Origin of the sequence: Streptomyces sp. SID4985 (genome assembly GCF_009863025.1) — a bacterium.
Classification (GTDB): Bacteria; Actinomycetota; Actinomycetes; order Streptomycetales; family Streptomycetaceae; genus Streptomyces.
Map to the genome: position 1 here is coordinate 1 of NZ_WWIR01000391.1, position 19551 is coordinate 19551.

Consider the following 19551-nt stretch of genomic DNA (forward strand, 5'->3'; position numbering starts at 1 on the left):
CGGACGCGGCGGCGTTCGCGGACGCGCTGGAGCGGCTGGCGGACGGTTCCGGCGGCGGGCGCGGGCGGTGGCGCGGGCCACGCCGGGTGCGGGCCAGGTACGCCGTCGTGGCCGGGGCGGTGGCGCTGGGGGTGGCCGCCGGGGCGGTGGCCGTGGTGCTGCACCGGCCCGCCGCCGGGGACGCCGGGCCGGTGCGGGTGCGGGACGCCTCGGGCCGGATCAGCGTCCAGGTGCCCGCCGGATGGGCGCGCGAGGTGCGCGACTCGGGCTGGAACCCGGCGGCGGTCGGGCTGCCGTCCGGGCAGGAGCCGGGGCTGGTGGTGGCGGGCGACCTGGCGCGCTGGCCGGACCTGGACGCACCGGTGGACGGCGTGTTCGTCGGCGTGTCCGACCACGGGGACATGGCGGTGCGGGTGGCCGCGCTCACCCACACGGGGTGCCGTGACGCGGGCGCCCGTGCCTTCACCGGCGGCGGCTGGCGCGGCACGGTGCACACCTGGGCGGACTGCCCGGACGGCGGCTCGGTGGCCGAGTCGGCGCTGCGCCCGGCGGACGGCGCGGACGAGCCGCAGGTGTACGTCCAGGTGCGCCGCCGGGGCGGCGGGGACGCCACCGACGGCATCCTGCGCTCCCTGCGGGTCGGCTGACCGGGTACGCAGGCCCGACGGGGCACGAAAGTACCGGGAGCGGGAAAATACTCTTCGCGCGCTCCGAACTTTTCCCCCGGTCCGCGCATCGGAGTGTGGTGATGGCGCACCCGGCGCCGGAGGCACGCGTACGGCGCGTGCCGCGACTACCAGGAGTGTCGAGCGACATGGCGAACTCATCTCCCTCCGCGCGGCGCGGGGCCCTCATCGCGGGGTCGGTCGCCGTACTGGGTCTGCTGACCGCCTGCGGCGGCCAGGGCGTCCGGGCCGAACCGGTGAAGACGGAGTCGGGCACGGCCGCGCCCGCGACCGAGCGCTCCCCGGGCGCCTCCCCGCCCGCGTCGGCGGCGACGGCCACACCGTCGGACCAGGCATCCGCCTCGGCCCACGAGTCCCAGCGCGGCGACGGCACGAAGGACGACGACGGCACCAAGGGCGACGCGACGAAGCCGGGCACGCGGCCCGCCGCGAACTCCCGCTGCCACACCTCCGAATTGCGCGCCTCGGTCGGCCGCAACGACCCGGGGGCCGGGCAGGAGAACTTCCCCGTCGTACTCACCAACAAATCCGCCCGCACCTGCACGGTGCACGGCTATCCGGGAGCGGCCTTCGTCGACGCCTCGGGCAAGCAGCTCGGGCCCGACCCGAAGCGCTCCTCCGGCTCCGCGGTGACGGTCACGCTGCGGCCGGGGGCGAGCGCCTGGGCGGGGCTGACCTTCTCCAACCCCGAGATCAGCGGCGCCACCAAGGCACAGCCCGCCGCCCTTGTGGTCACCCCGCCGGACGAGCGCGACTCGCTGAAGGTGGCGTGGTCGGCCGGGGCGGTGCCGGTCGGCGGCAACTCCTCCTCCGTGTTCCTGAGCGTGTTCCGGCCGGGCACCCAGCCCTGACCGGCGGGATCGGCCCCGACGGATGCGCGGTGCCCCGCGCGTGATCTGTTTTCATGGGCGGGCACCAACCACGTCCGACCCGGAGGAACACCCTGAACACCCCGCTCGCCGAGGCCCTGTCCGCCGTCCTGCTCGTGGCGGTGCTCGCCTGGGCGGTCGTACGGCCCTTCGGCCGCTCCGAGGCCGTCCTCGCGGTCCCCGCCGCCGGGCTCGCCATCGCCCTCGGCGTCATCTCGCCGGAGCACGCCCGCGAGGAGGTGGCGCGGCTCGGCCCGGTGGTCGGGTTCCTCGCGGCGGTGCTGGTGCTCGCCCACTTCTGCGACGTGGAGGGGCTGTTCCGGGCGTGCGGGGCGTGGATGGCGCGCTGGTCGCGGGGGCGCCCGGTGCGGCTGCTCACGGCGGTGTTCGCGCTGGCCTCGGTGATCACGGCCGTGCTCAGCCTGGACGCGACGATCGTGCTGCTGACCCCGGTGGTGTTCGCGACGGCCGCACGGACCGGCGTACGGCCGAAACCGCAGGTGTACGCCTGTACGCATCTGTCGAACACCGCCTCGCTGCTGCTGCCGGTGTCCAATCTGACGAACCTGCTGGCCTTCGCGGCGAGCGGGCTGAGCTTCACCCGGTTCGCGGCGCTGATGGCGCTGCCGTGGCTGGCCGCGATCGGGGTGGAGTACGTGGTGTTCCGGCGGTTCTTCGCCGGGGACCTGGCGGTCTCGGCGCCGGGTGCCGGGGAGACGGGCGAGGAGCCGCCGCTGCCGCTGTTCGCGCTGGTGACGGTGGGCTGCGCGCTGGCCGGGTTCGTGGTGGCGTCGGGGTTCGGTGTGGACCCGGCGTGGGTCGCGGCGGCGGGTGCGCTGGTGCTGGCCGGGCGGGCGCTGATCCGGCGGCAGGCGACCCCGCTGACGGTCGTACGGGCGGCGGCGCCCTCCTTCCTGTTGTTCGTGCTGGCGCTCGGAGTGGTGGTGCGCGCGGTGGTGGACAACGGGCTCGCGGACGCGCTGAAGCACGTACTGCCCGGCGGCACCGGCCTGCTCGCGCTGCTGGGCACCGCCGCGCTGGCCGCCGTCCTGGCGAACCTGATCAACAACCTCCCCGCCGTCCTCGTCCTGCTGCCGCTGGCGGCCCCGGCGGGTGCGGGCGCGGTGCTCGCCGTGCTCCTCGGGGTGAACATCGGCCCGAACCTCACCTACGCCGGTTCGCTCGCGACCCTGCTGTGGCGGCGGATCGTGCACCAACACGACCACGGGGTGGACCTCGGGGAGTTCACCCGGCTCGGTCTGATCGCCGTGCCCTCGGCGCTGGCCGTGTCGGTGGTGGCACTGTGGGGTGCGCTGCACCTGTTCTGAAGCCGCGGTGGTCCGGGGCACCGGCCGCCGTACGTCGAGAGGGGCCCGACCGGATGCGTGTGATCGCCTGGCTCGTCGAGGGCACCTGGCCCGCCTGTGTGGACGCCGTACGGGAGCACACCCCGGCCGGTGCCGAGGTGGTGCTGCTGCACGTGAGCGGGCCCGAGGTGCCCGGGGTGGCGCACGGGGCGTTCGCGGGGCTGCTCGGCCGGGGACGCAGGAACGATCCGGGCGATCTGATGGAGACGCTGAACGACGGCTCGGCGGCGGAGCTGCTCGCGGCGGCCGCCGAACGGCTCGGCCGCCCCTGCGTCCGCGAGGAGCGGTCCGGCCGGGTCGAGCGCGAGGTCGTCGCGGCGGCCGAGGGCGCCGATCTGCTGGTCCTCGCCCGCGACGGCGACCACACCCGGCTCGGCCCGCACAGCCTGGGCCCCGCCTCCCGCTTCACCGTGGACCACGCGCCCTGCCCGGTCCTGCTGGTCTGGCCGGACCGGGCGCCTTCCCTGCGGACCCTGCCGCCACCGCCGCCCCATTGACGGCCGGTCAGCGGCGGTGACCTCCGTAGGAACCCCCGTAGGAGCCGCCGTACGAGCCCCCGTAGGAACCGTAGGACCCGCCGTGGTCCCAGTCGCCGTACTGGCCGTCCCGGAGACAGGCGTCCTGGTGGTCGGCGCAGCGGTAGGAGACGGGGAAGCCCTCCCGGGTGGGCCCCGGCTGCTCGGTGGGGGTGGTGCTGGGGGCGGGCCGTGCGCTCTGGGTGGGAGCCGGTGCGGCGGTCCGGGTGGGAGCGGTGGGCGCGCCGGTGGTGCCCTTGGCGGGCGGGGTGGTGCCGTCCCAGTTGACGGTCTGCATCTGCGGGTCGGTACGGCTCGTGTCCATCACCCAGCGCTGCGCCCCGGTGTCCTCGCGGTTCTTGACGACCAGCGCGCCCGAGCCGTCGGTGGCGGCCGGGGTGAGGGCGAGGTCCTGGTCCCAGCGCGGGACGAGGACGCCCTGGAGGGTGAAGTCGTAGCGGAGGTTCTTCGCGGTGCGTCCGGTGGCCGAGCAGGGGGCGAGGCGGACCGAGTAGCCGAGGTGGGAGTCGAGGCAGAGGTCGGGGGCGGCGTCGCTGCGCAGCAGCCCGTTGGTCTCGTACGTCCAGCGCTGCGACGGTGCCGCGGAGCAGGCGGCCAGTGCGGTCTCGGCGCCCTCGACCGCGTCGCCGACGACACCGACGCAGTCGCCGGAGGCCACGTTGTGCAGCCTGCCGTGCAGGGCGCCCTCGCGGGTGCTCGCCCCGGCCCAGGACGGGCCCGGCGAGGGCGGCTGGGTGTCCGGTGCCTCGGAGGGGGTGGCGCCGTGGGCGCGGGCGGACTCGTCGCCGGAGCCGAACGCCGACCACAGCACCAGCGGGAGGACGACCAGGCCGCCGACGGTGGCGACGGCCATGCCGAGGTTGCGGCGGCGGGCGCGGCGCACGGCACGGTGCGCGGAGCGGACGGTCGCCCCGTGGGGCGTGATGTCCCGCTGCGCGGGCGGAAGTCCCGGGGCGGCGGGCGACGGGCCGAAGTCCTCGCCGCCCGTGAGCGCGGGAATGGCGGGCGCCTCCTCGGCGCGGTTGATACGGGCCTCGCGGTACTCGGCGGCGGCCCAGCCGAGGACCGACTCCGCGAGCGCGAGCCCGAGCCCCTGCTTGAAGCGGGCGAGCTGCTCGGCGGTCTCCATGCAGTGGCGGCAGCCCTCGAGATGGGTCCGCAGATCGGGGTCCATGTCCATGGCGCCGCGCCGGAAGGTCACGTCCAGCATCCGCAGATAGCGCCCGCACTCGGGGTCGGCGGCCAGCTCGCGGTGGGTCTGGAGGCACTCCTCGCGCAACCGCTCGCGGGCACGGCGCAGTTCGATGAGGGTGTTCTCCTCGTCCAGGCCGAGGAGTTCGGCGGGGACGGAGAGGGGCTCGCCCTCGACCTCGGCGTGCCAGAGCACGGCGCGGTAGGACTGGGGCAGCCGCTGGAAGGCGCGGGACAGCAGCCGCCTGCCGGAGGACGGGAGCAGCCGGGCGGCGGCGCGCTCCGTGCTGCCGGGGACCGGGCGCAGCGCGGGGTGCAGCAGGTCCTGGCGGCCGTCGCCGTCCCACTCGGCGGCGACGCGGCGCACGGTGACCAGCAGATGGGGGCGCCAGGCGGCGGACGGTCCGGTCTGGCGCAGGGTCTCGCCGAAGAGCCGGGTGAAGGCGGCGGTGGTGAGCATCCCGGCCGCGCGCGGCCCGGCGGTGCACAGCCGGGCGTAGGCGTAGCCCGCGGCCCAGTGCCGGTCGAGGAGTTCGCCGACGGGGTGCAGCGCGGGCGCCGCTCCCGTCCAGTTCTTCAGCTCGGCACTGAGTTCCCGGTCCGATACCGGAGTCCGCCTGCCGTGCTCATAATCGACGGAATCCGGGGACTGGGGGAAATCAGGGAAATTCTCCGGTCCTTCGCCTTTCACTACCGTATTCCTCCAGACCCGACACGGAATCGGCCCATACCGACGGCAGGACCCCGAACGCGACAGCCCCAACGCCCGCCTGGGGAAGCTCATTTGAGACAGGGGGGACGCACCGGAGCGGACCGGCGCTCGCGGCGGAAAAACAATTGTCCGGGCGCCGGCAGCGCACACTTTCGCACAGGCCGGCGGCACGGAACAAGAGATCTCCCGTTCGCGGGCATGGAAAACGGAACAGGCGAGAAGGAAGATGATCACTGACCGGGATTCAATCCCCGGGAATCCTGTTGATCACTCAAGGAAAAAATAGGCGGCGGAAATCAGTGCCCGCTCACCGCGCGCGGGGTGTACGGCCGCTCCAGCTCCTCGGCCTCCTCGTCGGTCAGCTCCAGCCGCACGGCGGCCACCGCGTCCTCCAGATGTCCGGGCCGCGACACCCCGACGATCGGCGCCGCCACCGTGTCCTGACGCAGCAGCCAGGCCAGCGCCACCTGGGCGCGCGGCACACCCCGCGCCTCGGCGACCCGGGTCACCGCCTCCACGATCTCCCGGTCGCTCTCCAGATACAGCCGGCTGCCGAAGTCGTCGCCCGCGCTGCGTCCGGTGACGGTGCCCCAGTCACGGGTGAGCCGCCCGCGCGCCAGCGGGCTCCACGGCAGCACGCCGACCCCCTGGTCCGCGCAGAACGGCAGCATCTCCCGCTCCTCCTCGCGGTAGAGGAGGTTGTAGTGGTTCTGCATGGACACGAACCGGGTCCAGCCGTTCAGCTCGGCCGTGTACTGCGCCTTGGCGAACTCCCACGCGTACATCGAACTCGCCCCGAGATAGCGGACCTTGCCCGCCTTCACCAGGTCGTGCAGGGCCTCCATCGTCTCCTCGACGGGGGTCTCGTGGTCGTAGCGGTGGATCTGGTAGAGGTCGACGTAGTCGGTGCCGAGCCTGCGCAGGCTGTGGTCGATCTCGGACATGATCGCCTTGCGGGACAGGCCCCCGCCGTTGGGCCCGGGGCGCATCCGGCCGTGCACCTTCGTGGCGAGCACGATCTCGTCGCGGTGCCCGTAGTCCCGCAGGGCCTGGCCGACGATCTCCTCGCTGGTGCCGTCGGAGTAGACGTTGGCGGTGTCGAAGAAGTTGACCCCCGCCTCCAGCGCCTGCCGGATCAGCGGCCGGGCCGCCTCCTCGTCGAGCGTCCACTCGTGGACGCCCCGGTCGGGCTCGCCGTAGGTCATGCAGCCCAGACAGATCCGCGAGACGTCCAGGCCCGTGGAACCCAGCTTCACATACCGCATCGTTGCCGCTCCTGCCGTCGGGGAGGTGCTGTCACCGCGAGGGTACGTCGGCCTGGTCAGGGCGAGTTGACGCACGCGGCGCGCGGCCGGTTGGATCACGACAGTGCCGTACGGCGGTCCCACCGCCCCACCCGAGAACCGAGGGAGCGGACGTGGCCCGCCAGGCTGTCCCGCGCGCCGCCGCCGCGCTGCTCGCCCTCGCCGTCGCCCTGACCGGCTGCGGATCGGGGCAGAAAGCGGACGGGGTGCGACTCCCGCCGCGCCACGCCGGGTTCGACTACCAGATCGGCGGCGCCTACCCGCCGCCCGCCGGAGTCCGGATCGTCACCCGCGACCGCTCCGACTCCCCCGCCCCCGGCCACTACAACGTCTGCTATGTCAACGCCTTCCAGGCCCAGCCCGACGAACGCGCCGACTGGCCCGCCGACCTGCTGCTGCGCGACGCGGACGGCCGCACGGTGATCGACGAGGACTGGGACGAACCCCTCCTCGACCTGCGCACCCCCGCCAAGCGGGAGCGGGTCGCGCGCCGGGTGAACGGCTGGATCGACGGCTGCGCCCGGAAAGGCTTCGACGCCGTCGAGCCCGACAACTACGACAGCTACACCCGCTCCCACCGTCTGCTCACCGCCGCCGACGCGGTCGCGTACATGCGCCTGCTGACCCGGCACGCGCACACCCGCCGGCTGGCCGTCGGCCAGAAGAACACCGCCGAGCTGACCGGGCGCCGGGAAGCGGCCGGGCTGGACTTCGCGGTGACGGAGGAGTGCGGGCAGTACGACGAGTGCGGGGTGTACGCGAAGGCGTACGACGACCGGGTGCTGGACGTCGAGTACACCGACGCGGGCCTGCGCAAGGCGCTGGCGCGCTGGGGCGGCAGACTGGGCATCGTCCGCCGGGACCTGCAGGTCTCCACGCCCGGCGATCCGGGGTACGTCCGCCGGACCCGCTGACTCAGCGGGGCGGCGACTCCAGCAGGTCGAGGGCCGACTCCCAGGGGAAGCCGCCGTCCCCGCCGCCCTCCCCGAACCGGACGCCGAGCCCGGTCAGCCGCGCCACGCTCTCCCCGTAGGCGGGGTGGGCGGCCAGCGCCTCGCCGACGCGGGGCAGCACCACGATCGGCACGCCGAGACCGAGTGCCTCGCACAGGGTGCCGACTGCCAGGGTGTCGGCGATCCCGGCCGCCCATTTGTTGACGGTGTTGAAGGTCGCGGGCGCCACCACGACCGCGTCCGGCGGTGGGAAGGGGCGCGGGTCGCGCGGGGTGCGCCAGGCGGACCGCACGGTGCGGCCGGTCAGCCGTTCGGCGGCGGCCAGGTCGAAGAAGCCGTTGGTCGCCGCCGGGGTGGCGATGACGCCCACCTCCCAGCCCCGGTCCCGCGCGGCCGCGATCAGGGTGCCGACGCCGTCGGCGATCCCGGCCGCGCAGACGACGACGTAGAGGAACGGCTTGCCGGTGCGGTCGGTCATCCGGGCACCCTACCGGGACCGTTGACCCGCACCGGCGGCCGTACTCGGTCGTACTCAGTCGTCCGTGACGGTCACCGCCGCCCGGGACGAGTCCTCCGTGACGGTGATCGCGCCGACGGGGCAGGCCCGCGCCGCCTCTCGCACCATCGGGTTGTCGGTGGCGTCCTCGCGGCCCGGGATCAACGAGCTGTAGCCGTCGTCGTCCTGGGTGAAGACCGCCGGGGCGGCCAGCGCGCACTGTCCCGCGCCGATACAGGTGTCCGTGTCGATGTCGATGTGCATGGCCTGAGCCTCTTACCAGGTCACGGGGAGGTCCAGCATCCCCTGGATCGTGTCGCCGGGTTTGAAGGGGATCTCCTCGGCCGGAACGGCGAGGCGCAGCCCGGGCAGCCGGGTCAGCAGCGAGCCGAGGGCGATCTCCAGCTCGGCCCGCGCGAGGTTCTGCCCCAGGCACTGGTGGATGCCGAAGCCGAAGGCCACGTGGTGGCGGGCGGAGCGGTGCCAGTCCAGGCTGTCGGGGTCCTCGTACACGGCCGCGTCGCGGTTGATGACCGAGGTGGAGAAGAGCACGCCCTCCCCGGCCCGGATGGTCTGCCCCTCGACCTCGATGTCCTCCAGGGCGATCCGCACCAGGCCGTCCGCGATGGACAGCATCCGCATCAGCTCCTCGACCGCGCCGGGCAGGAGCGCGGGGTCGGCGCGCAGCTCGGCCAGCCGCTCGGGGTGCCGGAGCAGGGTGAAGGTGCCCAGCGAGATCATGTTGGCGGTCGTCTCGTGCCCGGCGACGAGCAGGATGAGCCCGAGCGAGACGGTCTCCGCACGGTCCAGGGCGCCCTCGAGCAGCTGCTGGTGCACGAGGTCGTCGAGCACACCGTCGCCCGGCCCGGACGCGGCGGCCTTGCGGTCGACGAGAGCGCCGAGGTATTTCTCCAGCTCCACCCGGGCGGCCTGGGTGTCCTCGGCGGTCGGGCCGCGCAGCAGCCTGCGGGACTGTTCCTCGAAGAACTCGTGGTCGTCGTACGGCACCCCGAGCAGGCCGCAGATCACCATGGACGGCACGGGCAGCGCGAAGGCGGAGACCAGCTCGGCGGGCGGGCCCTGCTCGATCATCGCGTCGAGGATGTCGTCCACGATGCGCTGGATGGCCGGCCGCAGCGCGGCGGCGCGCTTGACGGTGAACGACGGGATCATCATCCGCCGCTGGACCTTGTGCTCGGGGTCGTCCAGGCCCAGCAGCGCGACCCGCCGGTCCCGCACCCCGGCGAAGCGGGCCGAGGGGACGGGAAAGCCGGGCCTGGTGCGGTCGCTGGACAGGCGGGGGTCGGCCAGCAGCGCGCGGGCCGCGGTGTGCCCGGTGACGGCCCAGACCTCGCGGCCGTCGAACAGCGTGACCCGGGACAGCGGCCGTGCCTCGCGCAAGGGGCCGTACCCGGTGGGCGGGTGGTAGGGACAGGTGCGGTCCTGCGGGAAGGCGACGGGGGAGGCCGGGGTGTCCGGCTCGATGATGTCCGTCAGTTCCGTCATGGAAAGACCTCGCAGACGAGAAGGTGCGTCGTGCCGATCTTCATTAGATGCCTGCGGCACCCATGGGGCGACGGCAAGTTCGGCCAGATCGGCGGTCCCCCGGGTCTGGCCGAAGAGCGTGGCCGTCATGAGCACGGAAGCACCGGTTCCGGCCGTTCCGGAGCGCACATCGCTTCTTCCCGGCCAGGTTACTCGGTTGCTTTCGGCCACTTTCAGTCTCCTGGACACGGGGGTGTTCCGGCCACCGCTGCGCGGTACGGATGATTGCGGCGCCCGCCGCTGTTGTGGCAGGTCGCAGAAGACAGCCGTACGAGCAAGAAGCCGTCTGAACGAGAACGTCTGAACGAGAAGAGGACGAGGCAATGCCGCTTGAGGGCGAGTACGAGCCCAGCCCGACCCAGTGGGTGCGCGAGCAGGTCGAGCTGTACGAGGGGTCCGGCGGGACCAAGGGGACGACGCTGCGGGACACCGGGCTGCCGGTGATCGTCCTGACCACCCGGGGCGCGCGCAGCGGCAAGATCCGCAAGACGCCGCTGATGCGGGTGGAGCACGACGGGAAGTACGCGGCGGTCGCCTCCGTCGGCGGCGCGCCCAAGCACCCGGTCTGGTACTTCAACGTCACGTCGGACCCGGCGGTCGAGCTCCAGGACGGCCCGGTCAAGCAGGACATGCGGGCCCGTGAGGTGACCGGCGCGGAGAAGGCCGAGTGGTGGGAGCGGGCGGTGGCCGCCTTCCCGCCGTACGCCGAGTACCAGGAGAAGACGGACCGGGAGATCCCGGTGTTCGTGCTGGAGCCGGTGGACGCGGACTGAGTCCGGCGCGGACAGGGGCCGCGGGACCTTGTCGCGATCCGGGTCCGCGGGCTTTGTCGCAGTCCGGGTCCGCGGGCTTTGTCGCGGTCCGGGTCCGCGGGGAGTTTTTCGGGGGCGGTGCGCATGAACCGCCCCCGGGCCGGGCACTCGCCGGTCAGGCCCCGCCGCGCTCCCCCGTCGCGGCGGGGCTCTCGCGTGTCCCGGTGGCCCCGTCGCGGTCGGTGACGTCGAGGAAGATCCGGTCGGCCTCGGGGAACATCTCCGCGACCGATCGCTTGATCCGTACGGCGACCTCCTCGACCCGCTCGCTGTCCAGCCCCGGCACGAGGTCGACACGGGCGGCCACCAGCGTGGAGTCGATGCCGGTCTTCATCGTGAACAGCGCCTCGACGCTGTCGATCTCCGGCTGCGCGCCCAGCAGCGCGCGGATGCGGGCGGTCAGTTCGGGGTCGGCGGCCTCGCCGATGAGCTGGTCGCGGGCCTCGCGGCCGAGCCGGTAGGCGATGTGGACGAGCAGCGCGCCGATCACCATGGAGGCGGCCGCCTCCCAGGCCACCTGCCCGGTCACCATGTGCAGGAACATGCCGACGGCCGCGAAGGTGACGCCGAGCACCGCCGTGCCGTCCTCGGCGATCACCGTGCGCAGGGCGGGGTCGCTCAGATCGGCGGAGCCACCGCCCTTCCGGCGTGCCTGGTACAGCGCGCGGAGCAGGGAGAGCCCCTCCGCGACGAAGGCGACACCGAGCACGACGAGGCCCGCGACATAGCCGCTGAACTTCTCCTCCGCGCCCGAGCGCAGCGCCTCGAAGCCCTGGAAGAAGGAGAAGCAACCGCCCATCACGAAGATCCCGACGGCCGCGAGCAGCGACCAGAAATACCGCTCCTTGCCGTACCCGAACGGGTGGCGCGGATCGGCCGGACGGCGGCTGCGGCGCAGCGCGGCCAGCAGGAAGACCTCGTTGAGGCTGTCGGCGACCGAGTGGGCCGCCTCCGAGAGGAGCGCGGGCGAGCCGGCGAACACTCCGCCGACGGCCTTGGCCACCGCGATCACCAGATTCGCGGCGAGCGCCACCAGAACGGTGATCCGGGTGTGCCGGTCGGCCCTGGTCCGCCGGGTCTGCTTCTTCCGCTTCGAGGATGTCCCGCTCATCCGTCACCGAATGCCCCGGACCGGGCGGTTCATACGGCGTCGGGGAGGGCGAAACGGGTGGCGCGTCCCGCTCGGCCGACAAGAGGTCCGTGACGTGAGGAAGGAGTGATCCATGGCGAAGAACAAGACCAAGCTTCCCCTCCACTACCAGCCGGTCGGCTTCCTGCTCAGCTGGGCGGGCGGCGCGCTCGCGGGGCTGGCGTTCCGCAAGGTGTGGACGGTCGTCCGGCACGAGGAGCACGCGCCCGACCCCCTGGACCCGGACCGGGGCTGGGGCGAGATCCTGCTCGCGGCGGCGGTGCAGGGCGCGATCTTCGCGGTGGCGCGCAGTGCGGTGGACCGCACCCGGGCGAAGGCGGTCGCCCGCTCGACGGGGAGCTGGCCGCAGCCGCACGCGGCGAAGCAGCACTGAGCGACGGCGGCACCGCGCCAGACACCGCATCGGGCACCGCACCAGGCACCGTCGGGCGCCATGATCGAGCCACGCAATCGCTTACGTATCCGCAGCTCGATCATGTTCGAACGACATGCGTCAAAGTCGAAGACATATGTCAATCGAACATGCTCAAATTCCTTCTGTCGAAGGCGAGTAGGCGGGCGCGGAGTGCGTCACGGGCGCGGGTGGGAGGTGATGTCGTCGTGCGACAGGACCCCACCCCGCCCACCCGGCATCTGCGGGTGCACGAGGACCGGGGCCACACGGTCCTGGAGTTACGCGGCGAGATCGACATCGCCACGGCCGCCGAGATCGCCCCGCTGCTCGACCGCCTCACCGGCCGCCCCGGCGTCCGGCTCGTCCTCGACCTGCGCCCCGTGGAGTTCTTCGACTGCTCGGGGCTGCGCCTGGTCCACCGCGCCCGCGGCCGCCTCCTGGAGCGCGGCGGCCGTCTCCATCTGGTCTGCACCCACCCCCTGACCCTCCGTGTCTTCCGCGTCACCGGTCTGACCCGCCTGCTGCCCCCGCACCCCACCCTGGAGTCGGTGATCAACGCGTCGGACGGGAACGGGAAGCCCCGCTGAGCGGGGTACGGCCGTCACCGCGCGCCCGGTTCACTCGTTCTTCGGTTCCTCGAACAGCGCGCTCACCGATTCTCCGTTGTGGATGCGGCGTACGGCCTCGGCGAGGGCCGGGGCGATGGAGAGGACGCGGAGTTTCTCGGGGTGGTCGTCGAGGGGCACCGGGACCGTGTTGGTGCAGACGATCTCCAGGACGTCCGGCTGTTCGCTGAGCCGCTTCAGCGCACCGGCGGCGAACAGCCCGTGGGTGCAGGCGACCCGGATCGAGCGGGGGCCCAACTCACGCAATTTGTCGAGCAGTTCGAGCACGGTACTGCCCTTGGCGATCTCGTCGTCCAGCACGATGACGTCCCGCCCGGCCACCTCGCCGATGACGGAGCTGATGCTCACCCGGTCGTCCGCGAACCGCTGCTTGGCGCCCGCCGCCACCTGCGCCCCGATGAGCCGCGCGAAGGCGGCCGCCTCCTTGGCGTTGCCGAGGTCCGGGGAGACGACGGTGGTGCGGGAGAGGTCGTACCGCGAGAAGTGCGCGGCCAGTTCGCGCAGCGCGTGCAGATGGTCGACGGGGACGGAGAAGAAGCCGTGCACCTGAGGGGCGTGCAGGGTCATGGCGAGCACCCGGCTCGCCCCGGCCGCCACCAGCAGGTCGGCGACGAGGCGGCCGCCCAGCGAGATGCGGGGCGCGTCCTTCTTGTCGGAGCGGGCGTAGGAGTAGTGGGGCATCACGACGGTGATCCGGGCGGCCGAGGCACCCCGCGCCGCGTCGCACATCAGCAGCAGCTCGACCAGATGCTCCTGCACCGGCTTGACCAGCGGCTGGATCAGGAACACGTCCCGTTCCCGGCAGTTGGCCTGGAGCTGCACCTCCAGGCAGTCGTTGGCGAAGCGGCTCACCCGCGTCGGGCTGAGCGGCACCCCGAGATGCGCGCAGACCTCCTCGGCCAGCCGGGGATGGGCACTGCCACTGAAGACGGCGATGTCTCGCACGATCCGCTCCTCGCATGATCCGTACGGGCTGCGGCGGCCATGCTAGCGGCGTCCCGCGCCTCCCCCGCGCCACCGACCCGCACGTGATCCGGACGTCCGGTCAACTCACCGGTCTGTGAAGGGATTTGGCGGGCATCTGTTCGGGGGAAGGAGGACCCGTGGACAAGACCAGTTCCGTCAGAGACCTGCCCCGCCGCCTGCCCGGCTGGGCCAAGGTGGTGACCGCGATCGCCGTCGTCCTGGTGCTGCTGCTGGCGGGGATACGGCTGGCCGTACTCCCGGGCATCAAGGACCTGTTCGGCACCGAGACGCACGACCGTTCCGGCCCGGCACTTCTCAAGTCCATCCAGGACATGAGCCGTTACGACGCCGCCTCCGGCAACTTCCAGGTGGTGGTGGACCTGGAGAAGGACGCCAAGCTCCTCCCGGACGCGCTCCGGGGCACCCGCACGCTGTACGTCGGCGCGGGCACCGTGGACGCCTATGTGGACCTGGGGAAGCTGGGCAAGCAGGACGTGAAGGTCGACAAGGACCGCACCTCCGCCACCCTCCGCCTCCCGCACGCCCGGCTCGGCAAGGCGGCCCTCGATCCGGACCGCTCCTACGCCGTCTCCAAGCAGCGCGGACTCCTCGACCGCCTCGGCGACTTCTTCTCGGACAACCCCAACGGCGAGCAGGCGGTGCAGAAACTCGCCGTCAAGCACATCGGCGAGGCCGCCAAGGACAGCGAGCTGACCACGCGCGCCGAGACCAACACCACCGACATGCTCCAGGGTCTGCTGCACTCCCTCGGCTTCGACAAGGTGAGCGTCACCTACGGCTCCTGAACGCAAGTCCCCGGGGACGAGCACCCGCACGGCCCCCGCACGCCCGCACCCGTACAGCCCCTGAACACACACCCGCATCCCCGACCGGAGGACCGCATGGCCCGTACCGCCCCCCGCCTGCCCGCCGCGCTGCGCCTGCCGAGGCGAGGTGAGCGGCCCGAACGGAAGGCGAAGACAGGCCGGGCGAGCGCTCCCGGGAAGGCCGCCGCACCCGTGAAGACCGGACGAGCGGGCTTCCTCGGGAAGCTCCGGCGGACGAGCGCCCCCGAGAAGGCGGCGCCGCCCCCGGGCCCCCGGCCGCTCCCGCTCCCGCTGCGGCTGCCGATCATGCTGCTGGCCTTCGTCTTCATGGTGGCCTTCGCCATCCTCCTCGCCCGGGTCACCCTGGAGCCCTCCCCGGCCTCGGTGGCACTGACCCACAGCAATCTGCATCCGGGCCGCTCCCTGCGGGCGTACCTCGACTACGCGTCCGTGCGCGACGTGGTCCGGCAGCTCGGCGGGAACATCCTGCTCGGCGTGCCGTTCGGCGTGCTGGTGCCGGTCCTCGCGCCGCGCGCCCGGGGTGTCCTCCAGGTTCTCGCGCTCACGGCGCTGGTGATGCTGATGGTCGAGCTGACGCAGGGCGCGCTGATCACCGGGCGGGCCTTCGACATCGACGACGTGATCCTCAACACCGGTGGTGCGCTGATCGGTTGGGCGTTGCTGGGCCGTCGCCTCGGCCGGGCGGTGCACGCGCGACGGGTGCGGGAGCCCGCCGACGCCTGAGGCTTCCCAACTTCTGGTCCGCACCAAGGTATTGACGTGTCATCAGTTCACTCCTTGAATCGAGGTGCAGCAGACCCCCCACGGGAAACGGAGAGTCATGGCCACCCCACGCCTGCTCCGCAGATGCCTGTTCGCGGCCCTCTCGGCCGCGTTGATCGGCACGGCGGCCGTCGCACCCGCGCACGCCAGTACGGCGGCGCCCACCGCGGCGGCCGTCACCACGTTCTCCGACACCTTCGACGGACCCGCGGGCGCCGCGGTCAACTCCTCGAAGTGGTCGCAGGAGACGGGTGACAACGTCAACAACCACGAGCGGCAGTACTACACCTCGGGCACCAACAACGCGGCCCTGGACGGCCAGGGCCATCTGGTGATCACCGCCAAGCGGGAGAACCCGGCCAACTACCAGTGCTGGTACGGAGCTTGCCAGTACACCTCGGCCCGGCTGAACACCTCGGGCAAGTTCAACGCGCAGTACGGCCATGTCGAGGCGCGGATGAAGATCCCGCGCGGGCAGGGCATGTGGCCCGCGTTCTGGATGCTCGGCACTCCGGTGAACTGGCCGGACTCCGGTGAGATCGACGTGATGGAGAACGTCGGCTTTGAACCCTCCACGGTGCACGGCACGATCCACGGCCCCGGCTACTCCGGCTCGGGCGGCATCGGCGCGGGCTACTCGCTGCCGAACGGACAGGCTTTCGCGGACGCCTTCCACACCTTCGCGGTCGACTGGGCGCCCGACTCGATCACCTGGTCGGTGGACGGCAATGTCTACCAGCGGCGCACCCCGGCCGACCTGGGCGGCAGGACCTGGGTGTTCAACAAGCCGTTCTTCCTGATCCTGAACCTCGCGGTCGGCGGCTACTGGCCGGGCGACCCGGACGGTTCGACGCAGTTCCCGGCACAGTTGGTGGTCGACTCGGTGTCGGTGACGACGTCCGACGGCGCCGCGGGCAAGGCCATCCGGGGCCTGGCCGGCAAGTGCGTGGACGTGGCCGCCGCGAACTCCGCGAACGGCACCCCGGTCCAGCTCTACGACTGCAACGGCACCGCCGCGCAGCAGTGGACGGTCGGCTCGGACGGCACGATCCGGGCGCTCGGCAAGTGCCTCGACGTCGTGGACAACGCCACGGCGGACGGCTCGAAGGTCCAGCTGTGGGACTGCACGGGCGGCCCCAACCAGAAGTGGGTCGTGTCGTCGGCCAACGACATCGTCAATCCGCAGGCCGACAAGTGCCTGGACGTGACCGACAACAACCCGGCCAACGGCACCCGGCTCCAGATCTGGACCTGCGGCGGGGGCGCCAACCAGAAGTGGACGGTCGGCTGAGCGGCCCCGGGCTCAGCGCGGCCTCCAGGTGAACTTGTCGCCGCCGACCCAGCGGATCGCGTCCGGATCGTCCAGGTCGTGGATGACGATCCCCCGGGCGGCGGCGACCTCCAGTACCTCGGTGATGGACGTGACCTCGCCGATCACCTCCCCGTCGATCTCCATGATCCGGAAGGGCGGCCGTCCCGGCTTGCCCGGACACACACCGAGCACCATGATCCGCGGCTTCGACATGTACGGAGCTGATTGTTCGGTCATGCTCTAGAGCCTAAATCGCCACGGACCTGGACGACTCGTCCAGCTGAGCCGGACCGGCGGCGCCCGCCGTGCGCCGGGCGCGGGGCTGGGGAACGCTGGAGGTCCCCGTGGGCCGAGAACTGCCCGCCGACCGCCCGGAGTGCCCGAAGCCGGAGGTGACCCATGAAGCCCGTCGCGGCCCTGGACCGGATCGCCTTCCTCCTGGAGCGCTCGCTGGCGCCCACCTACCGGGTGAAGGCCTTCCGCACCGCCTCCCGGGTCCTCTCGGCGCTGCCCGAGAAGGAGGTCGCCCAGCGGGCGTCGGCCGGATCGCTGGAGTCACTGAAGGGCATCGGCCCGAAGACCGCGCAGGTGGTGCGGGAGGCGCTGGCCGGTGAGGTGCCCGGCTATCTGAGCGCCCTTGAGGAGGAGGCCGGGGCGCCGCTCACCGACGGCGCGGGCGAGGGGCTGCGGGCGCTGCTGCGCGGCGACTGCCACACCCACTCGGACTGGTCGGACGGCGGCAGCACCATCGAGGAGATGGGCCTGGCGGCGGCCGCGCTCGGCCACGAGTGGACCGCGCTCACCGACCACTCCCCCAGGCTCACCGTGGCCCGCGGGCTGTCCCCGGAGCGGCTGCGCGAGCAGCTGGACGTGATCGACGAGCTGAACGCCCGCTGGGCGCCGTTCCAGCTGCTCACCGGCATCGAGTGCGACATCCTGGACGACGGCTCGCTGGACCAGGAGCCCGAGCTGCTCGACCGGCTCGACGTGGTGGTGGTCTCGGTGCACTCCAAGCTGCGGATGGACGCCCGCGCGATGACCCGCCGGATGGTGAAGGCCGTGCGGAACCCGCACGCCGACATCCTCGGCCACTGCACCGGCCGTCTGCTCGCCGGGAAGAAGCGGCCCGAGTCCACGTTCGACGCGGCCGAGGTGTTCGCCGCCTGCGCCGAGTCGGGCACCGCCGTGGAGATCAACAGCCGCCCCGAGCGACTCGACCCGCCCAGGCGGCTGCTGCGGGAGGCGGTGGCGGCGGGCACGCTGTTCTCGATCGACACCGACGCGCACGCGCCCGGCCAGCTGGACTGGCAGATCCTGGGCTGCGCCCGCGCCGAGGCGTGCGAGGTGCCGCCGGAGCGGGTGGTGACGACCTGGACGGCCGACGAGTTGCTGGGCTGGACCCGCGAAAACCGGGTTCCCGAGCGGGTGGCAATGCGCTGACCTGCGCTCATGGACGTGACACGGGTCACCGCTCCCGCAGGAACGACCGGGCGGCGTGAACCGTTGTAGGAGGTGTGGGACGCGGTCGACCGACCGACCGTGTCCCACCCCGCCCCGGCCGTGCGTCCCCCCGTCACGGCCGGGGCTCCTCTTTTTTCAGGCTTTTACCGCCCTTTGCCTCGGTTTGCGGTCGTTTTCCGCGCGTTCAGCGTGGCGACCGCTCCTCCAGTGCCGTGTGCCAGGCGGGCAGCCGGTCCCCGGGAGCGGGCTCGGCCCGGCGGCCGCCGCGCGCGAAGAAGTCGGCCAGCGGCAGGATCGCCGCGCCCACGGTCACCGCGTCCGGCCCGAGACGGCCGAGCTCGATGGTCACCCGGTCGGCGGGGTGGCGCAGCGCGTAGGTGGCCGCGTGGCGGCGTACGGCGGGCAGGAAGCGGGTGCCGAGCTGGAGTCCGGCCCAGCCGCCGATCAGGATGCGCTCGGGCTGGAAGAGGTTGATCAGGTCGGAGAGCCCGGCGCCCAGGTACTCGGCGGTCTCCTCCAGTACCGCGAGGGCCACCGGGTCGGGCTCGGCGCCGTCGGCCGGGTAGGCGGCGGCAAGCATCGCTGTGAGCGCGGTCTCCTCGTCGGTGTTCTCCGGCGGCCGTCCGCCTTCCTCGCGCCAGCGGGCGAGCAGCGACTCGGCGCCCGCGTACGCCTCCAGACACCCCGGCGCCCCGCACCGGCACCGGCGCCCGCGCACCCGTACGGTCAGATGCCCCCACTCCACGGCCCGCCCCTGCTCCACGTCGGGGGCGACCAGGCAGGCGCCGACGCCGGAGCCGAAGAGGACGACCAGGGCGTTGCGCGCGCCGCGTCCCGCACCGAACCACATCTCGGCCTGGCCGAGCGTCTTGGCGCCGTTGTCGATGAAGTACGGGACGTCGTCCGGGAGTTGGGAGGTCGCGCGGAGCAGCCGCTCCAGCGGGACACCGTCCCAGCCGATGGTCTGACCGTGCACCACGGCTCCCCGGTCGGCGGTGTGCTCGATGATGCCGGGGACGCCGACCCCGACGCCGAGCAGCCGGGCGGGTACGGCCGCCTCGGAGGCGAGGACCTCGGCGATGCCGTCGCGGATGTGGCCGACGATCACATCGACGTCGTAGCTCTGCGGAGCCAACGGGTGTTCCACGCGGGCGAGTTCGGTGAGGGCGAGGTCGAACAGCTCGACGCGGACGCGGGTCTCGCCCACGTCGACGCCGATCATCTGGCCGCTGTGCGGGGCGACGCGGAGGAGGGTGCGCGGGCGGCCGCCGTCGGAGTCGACGCTGCCCGCCTCCTCGACCAGGCCGTCCGCGACGAGGTCGGCGACCACGTTGCTCACCGAGCCGGAACTGAGTCCGGTGGCCGGGCCGAGCTCGAAGCGGCTCAACGGCCCGTCGAAGTACAGCCGTTGGAGCACGGCCGTGCGGTTGCCCCGCCTCAGATCGCGTACCGTGCGCCCGTTCCGCCCCGCCATGTGGCCCCTTCCGAACCGTGCCCGACCTGCAACATACCTCTCCTGGCAGGCCGGGCACGATGTCGGGGCGCCCTTATCTCATGCTGT

Annotated in this window: 20 protein-coding genes and 1 pseudogene; 12 read left to right on the forward strand and 9 right to left on the reverse strand. The window is 72.7% G+C overall.

The features are described from left to right. The 4 genes and pseudogenes from GTW40_RS16735 to GTW40_RS16750 form a co-directional block, all read left to right on the forward strand. Positions 1-647: pseudogene (locus GTW40_RS16735) on the forward strand (serine/threonine protein kinase); the annotation flags it as partial. Between the two features lie 167 nt (positions 648-814). Continuing rightward, positions 815-1537 carry a DUF4232 domain-containing protein gene (locus GTW40_RS16740; protein WP_161180995.1) on the forward strand — a complete coding sequence of 241 codons (723 nt, stop codon included), beginning with the start codon at positions 815-817 and terminating at the stop codon, positions 1535-1537. A gap of 53 nt (positions 1538-1590) precedes the next feature. Beyond that, entirely contained in the window at positions 1591-2883 is a 1293-nt protein-coding gene (locus GTW40_RS16745; RefSeq protein WP_161180996.1) for an arsenic transporter, read from the forward strand. A gap of 53 nt (positions 2884-2936) precedes the next feature. Next, on the forward strand, positions 2937-3419 hold the full coding sequence (locus tag GTW40_RS16750; RefSeq protein ID WP_161180997.1) for a universal stress protein: 483 nt from the start codon (positions 2937-2939) through the stop codon (positions 3417-3419). A gap of 7 nt (positions 3420-3426) precedes the next feature. On the opposite strand, the gene GTW40_RS16755 is transcribed toward GTW40_RS16750, so the two are convergent. Together GTW40_RS16755 and GTW40_RS16760 are read right to left on the reverse strand one after the other, a co-directional pair. Then, a complete protein-coding gene (locus tag GTW40_RS16755; RefSeq protein WP_161180998.1) occupies positions 3427-5340 on the reverse strand; it encodes an RICIN domain-containing protein in 1914 nt (637 codons plus the stop codon). Between the two features lie 317 nt (positions 5341-5657). Beyond that, positions 5658-6626 carry an aldo/keto reductase gene (locus GTW40_RS16760; protein ID WP_161180999.1) on the reverse strand — a complete coding sequence of 323 codons (969 nt, stop codon included), beginning with the start codon at positions 6624-6626 and terminating at the stop codon, positions 5658-5660. 152 nt (positions 6627-6778) lie between these two features. On the opposite strand from GTW40_RS16760, the gene GTW40_RS16765 reads away from it, so the two are divergent. After that, positions 6779-7579 carry an endo alpha-1,4 polygalactosaminidase gene (locus tag GTW40_RS16765; protein ID WP_161181000.1) on the forward strand — a complete coding sequence of 267 codons (801 nt, stop codon included), beginning with the start codon at positions 6779-6781 and terminating at the stop codon, positions 7577-7579. Between the two features lies 1 nt (position 7580). On the opposite strand, the gene GTW40_RS16770 is transcribed toward GTW40_RS16765, so the two are convergent. From GTW40_RS16770 to GTW40_RS16780, 3 genes are read right to left on the reverse strand one after another with little or no spacing between them, the layout of a single operon-like run. Beyond that, positions 7581-8096: a flavoprotein gene (locus tag GTW40_RS16770; protein WP_161181001.1), complete on the reverse strand. Its 516-nt coding sequence runs from the start codon at positions 8094-8096 to the stop codon at positions 7581-7583. A gap of 54 nt (positions 8097-8150) precedes the next feature. After that, positions 8151-8378 carry a ferredoxin gene (locus tag GTW40_RS16775; RefSeq protein WP_161181002.1) on the reverse strand — a complete coding sequence of 76 codons (228 nt, stop codon included), beginning with the start codon at positions 8376-8378 and terminating at the stop codon, positions 8151-8153. A 12-nt stretch (positions 8379-8390) separates the two neighbouring features. Further along, positions 8391-9620: a cytochrome P450 gene (locus GTW40_RS16780; RefSeq protein ID WP_161181003.1), complete on the reverse strand. Its 1230-nt coding sequence runs from the start codon at positions 9618-9620 to the stop codon at positions 8391-8393. A 362-nt stretch (positions 9621-9982) separates the two neighbouring features. On the opposite strand from GTW40_RS16780, the gene GTW40_RS16785 reads away from it, so the two are divergent. After that, a complete protein-coding gene (locus tag GTW40_RS16785) occupies positions 9983-10432 on the forward strand; it encodes a nitroreductase family deazaflavin-dependent oxidoreductase (RefSeq protein WP_161181004.1) in 450 nt (149 codons plus the stop codon). Positions 10433-10586: 154 nt separating this feature from the next. On the opposite strand, the gene GTW40_RS16790 is transcribed toward GTW40_RS16785, so the two are convergent. Continuing rightward, positions 10587-11582 (reverse strand): cation diffusion facilitator family transporter, encoded by a 996-nt coding sequence (locus GTW40_RS16790; RefSeq protein ID WP_161181005.1) that lies wholly within the window; start codon positions 11580-11582, stop codon positions 10587-10589. 112 nt (positions 11583-11694) lie between these two features. On the opposite strand from GTW40_RS16790, the gene GTW40_RS16795 reads away from it, so the two are divergent. Together GTW40_RS16795 and GTW40_RS16800 are read left to right on the forward strand one after the other, a co-directional pair. After that, entirely contained in the window at positions 11695-11994 is a 300-nt protein-coding gene (locus tag GTW40_RS16795; RefSeq protein WP_161181006.1) for a DUF4235 domain-containing protein, read from the forward strand. 227 nt (positions 11995-12221) lie between these two features. Next, positions 12222-12602, forward strand: a complete 381-nt coding sequence (locus tag GTW40_RS16800; RefSeq protein WP_343245722.1) for an anti-sigma factor antagonist — start codon at positions 12222-12224, stop codon at positions 12600-12602. 30 nt (positions 12603-12632) lie between these two features. On the opposite strand, the gene GTW40_RS16805 is transcribed toward GTW40_RS16800, so the two are convergent. Next, positions 12633-13586, reverse strand: a complete 954-nt coding sequence (locus tag GTW40_RS16805; RefSeq protein WP_161181008.1) for a ribose-phosphate pyrophosphokinase — start codon at positions 13584-13586, stop codon at positions 12633-12635. Positions 13587-13744: 158 nt separating this feature from the next. Between GTW40_RS16805 and GTW40_RS16810 the strand changes: the two genes are divergently transcribed. The 3 genes from GTW40_RS16810 (at position 13745) to GTW40_RS16820 (ending at position 16508) form a co-directional block, all read left to right on the forward strand. Then, complete coding sequence (locus GTW40_RS16810) at positions 13745-14413, forward strand: DUF4230 domain-containing protein (protein ID WP_161181009.1); 669 nt, start codon at positions 13745-13747, stop codon at positions 14411-14413. A gap of 96 nt (positions 14414-14509) precedes the next feature. Continuing rightward, positions 14510-15178: a VanZ family protein gene (locus GTW40_RS16815; RefSeq protein ID WP_161181010.1), complete on the forward strand. Its 669-nt coding sequence runs from the start codon at positions 14510-14512 to the stop codon at positions 15176-15178. A gap of 97 nt (positions 15179-15275) precedes the next feature. Further along, entirely contained in the window at positions 15276-16508 is a 1233-nt protein-coding gene (locus tag GTW40_RS16820; RefSeq protein ID WP_161181011.1) for a family 16 glycosylhydrolase, read from the forward strand. 12 nt (positions 16509-16520) lie between these two features. On the opposite strand, the gene GTW40_RS16825 is transcribed toward GTW40_RS16820, so the two are convergent. Further along, positions 16521-16766: a hypothetical protein gene (locus GTW40_RS16825; protein WP_161181012.1), complete on the reverse strand. Its 246-nt coding sequence runs from the start codon at positions 16764-16766 to the stop codon at positions 16521-16523. A 162-nt stretch (positions 16767-16928) separates the two neighbouring features. Here GTW40_RS16825 and GTW40_RS16830 point away from each other — a divergent pair, with 162 nt between their 5' ends. Continuing rightward, positions 16929-17969 carry a PHP domain-containing protein gene (locus GTW40_RS16830; RefSeq protein WP_161181013.1) on the forward strand — a complete coding sequence of 347 codons (1041 nt, stop codon included), beginning with the start codon at positions 16929-16931 and terminating at the stop codon, positions 17967-17969. 205 nt (positions 17970-18174) lie between these two features. Here the strand turns inward: GTW40_RS16830 and GTW40_RS16835 are convergent, their stop codons facing one another. After that, complete coding sequence (locus GTW40_RS16835; RefSeq protein WP_161181014.1) at positions 18175-19464, reverse strand: ROK family transcriptional regulator; 1290 nt, start codon at positions 19462-19464, stop codon at positions 18175-18177. Positions 19465-19551: the final 87 nt, after the last annotated feature.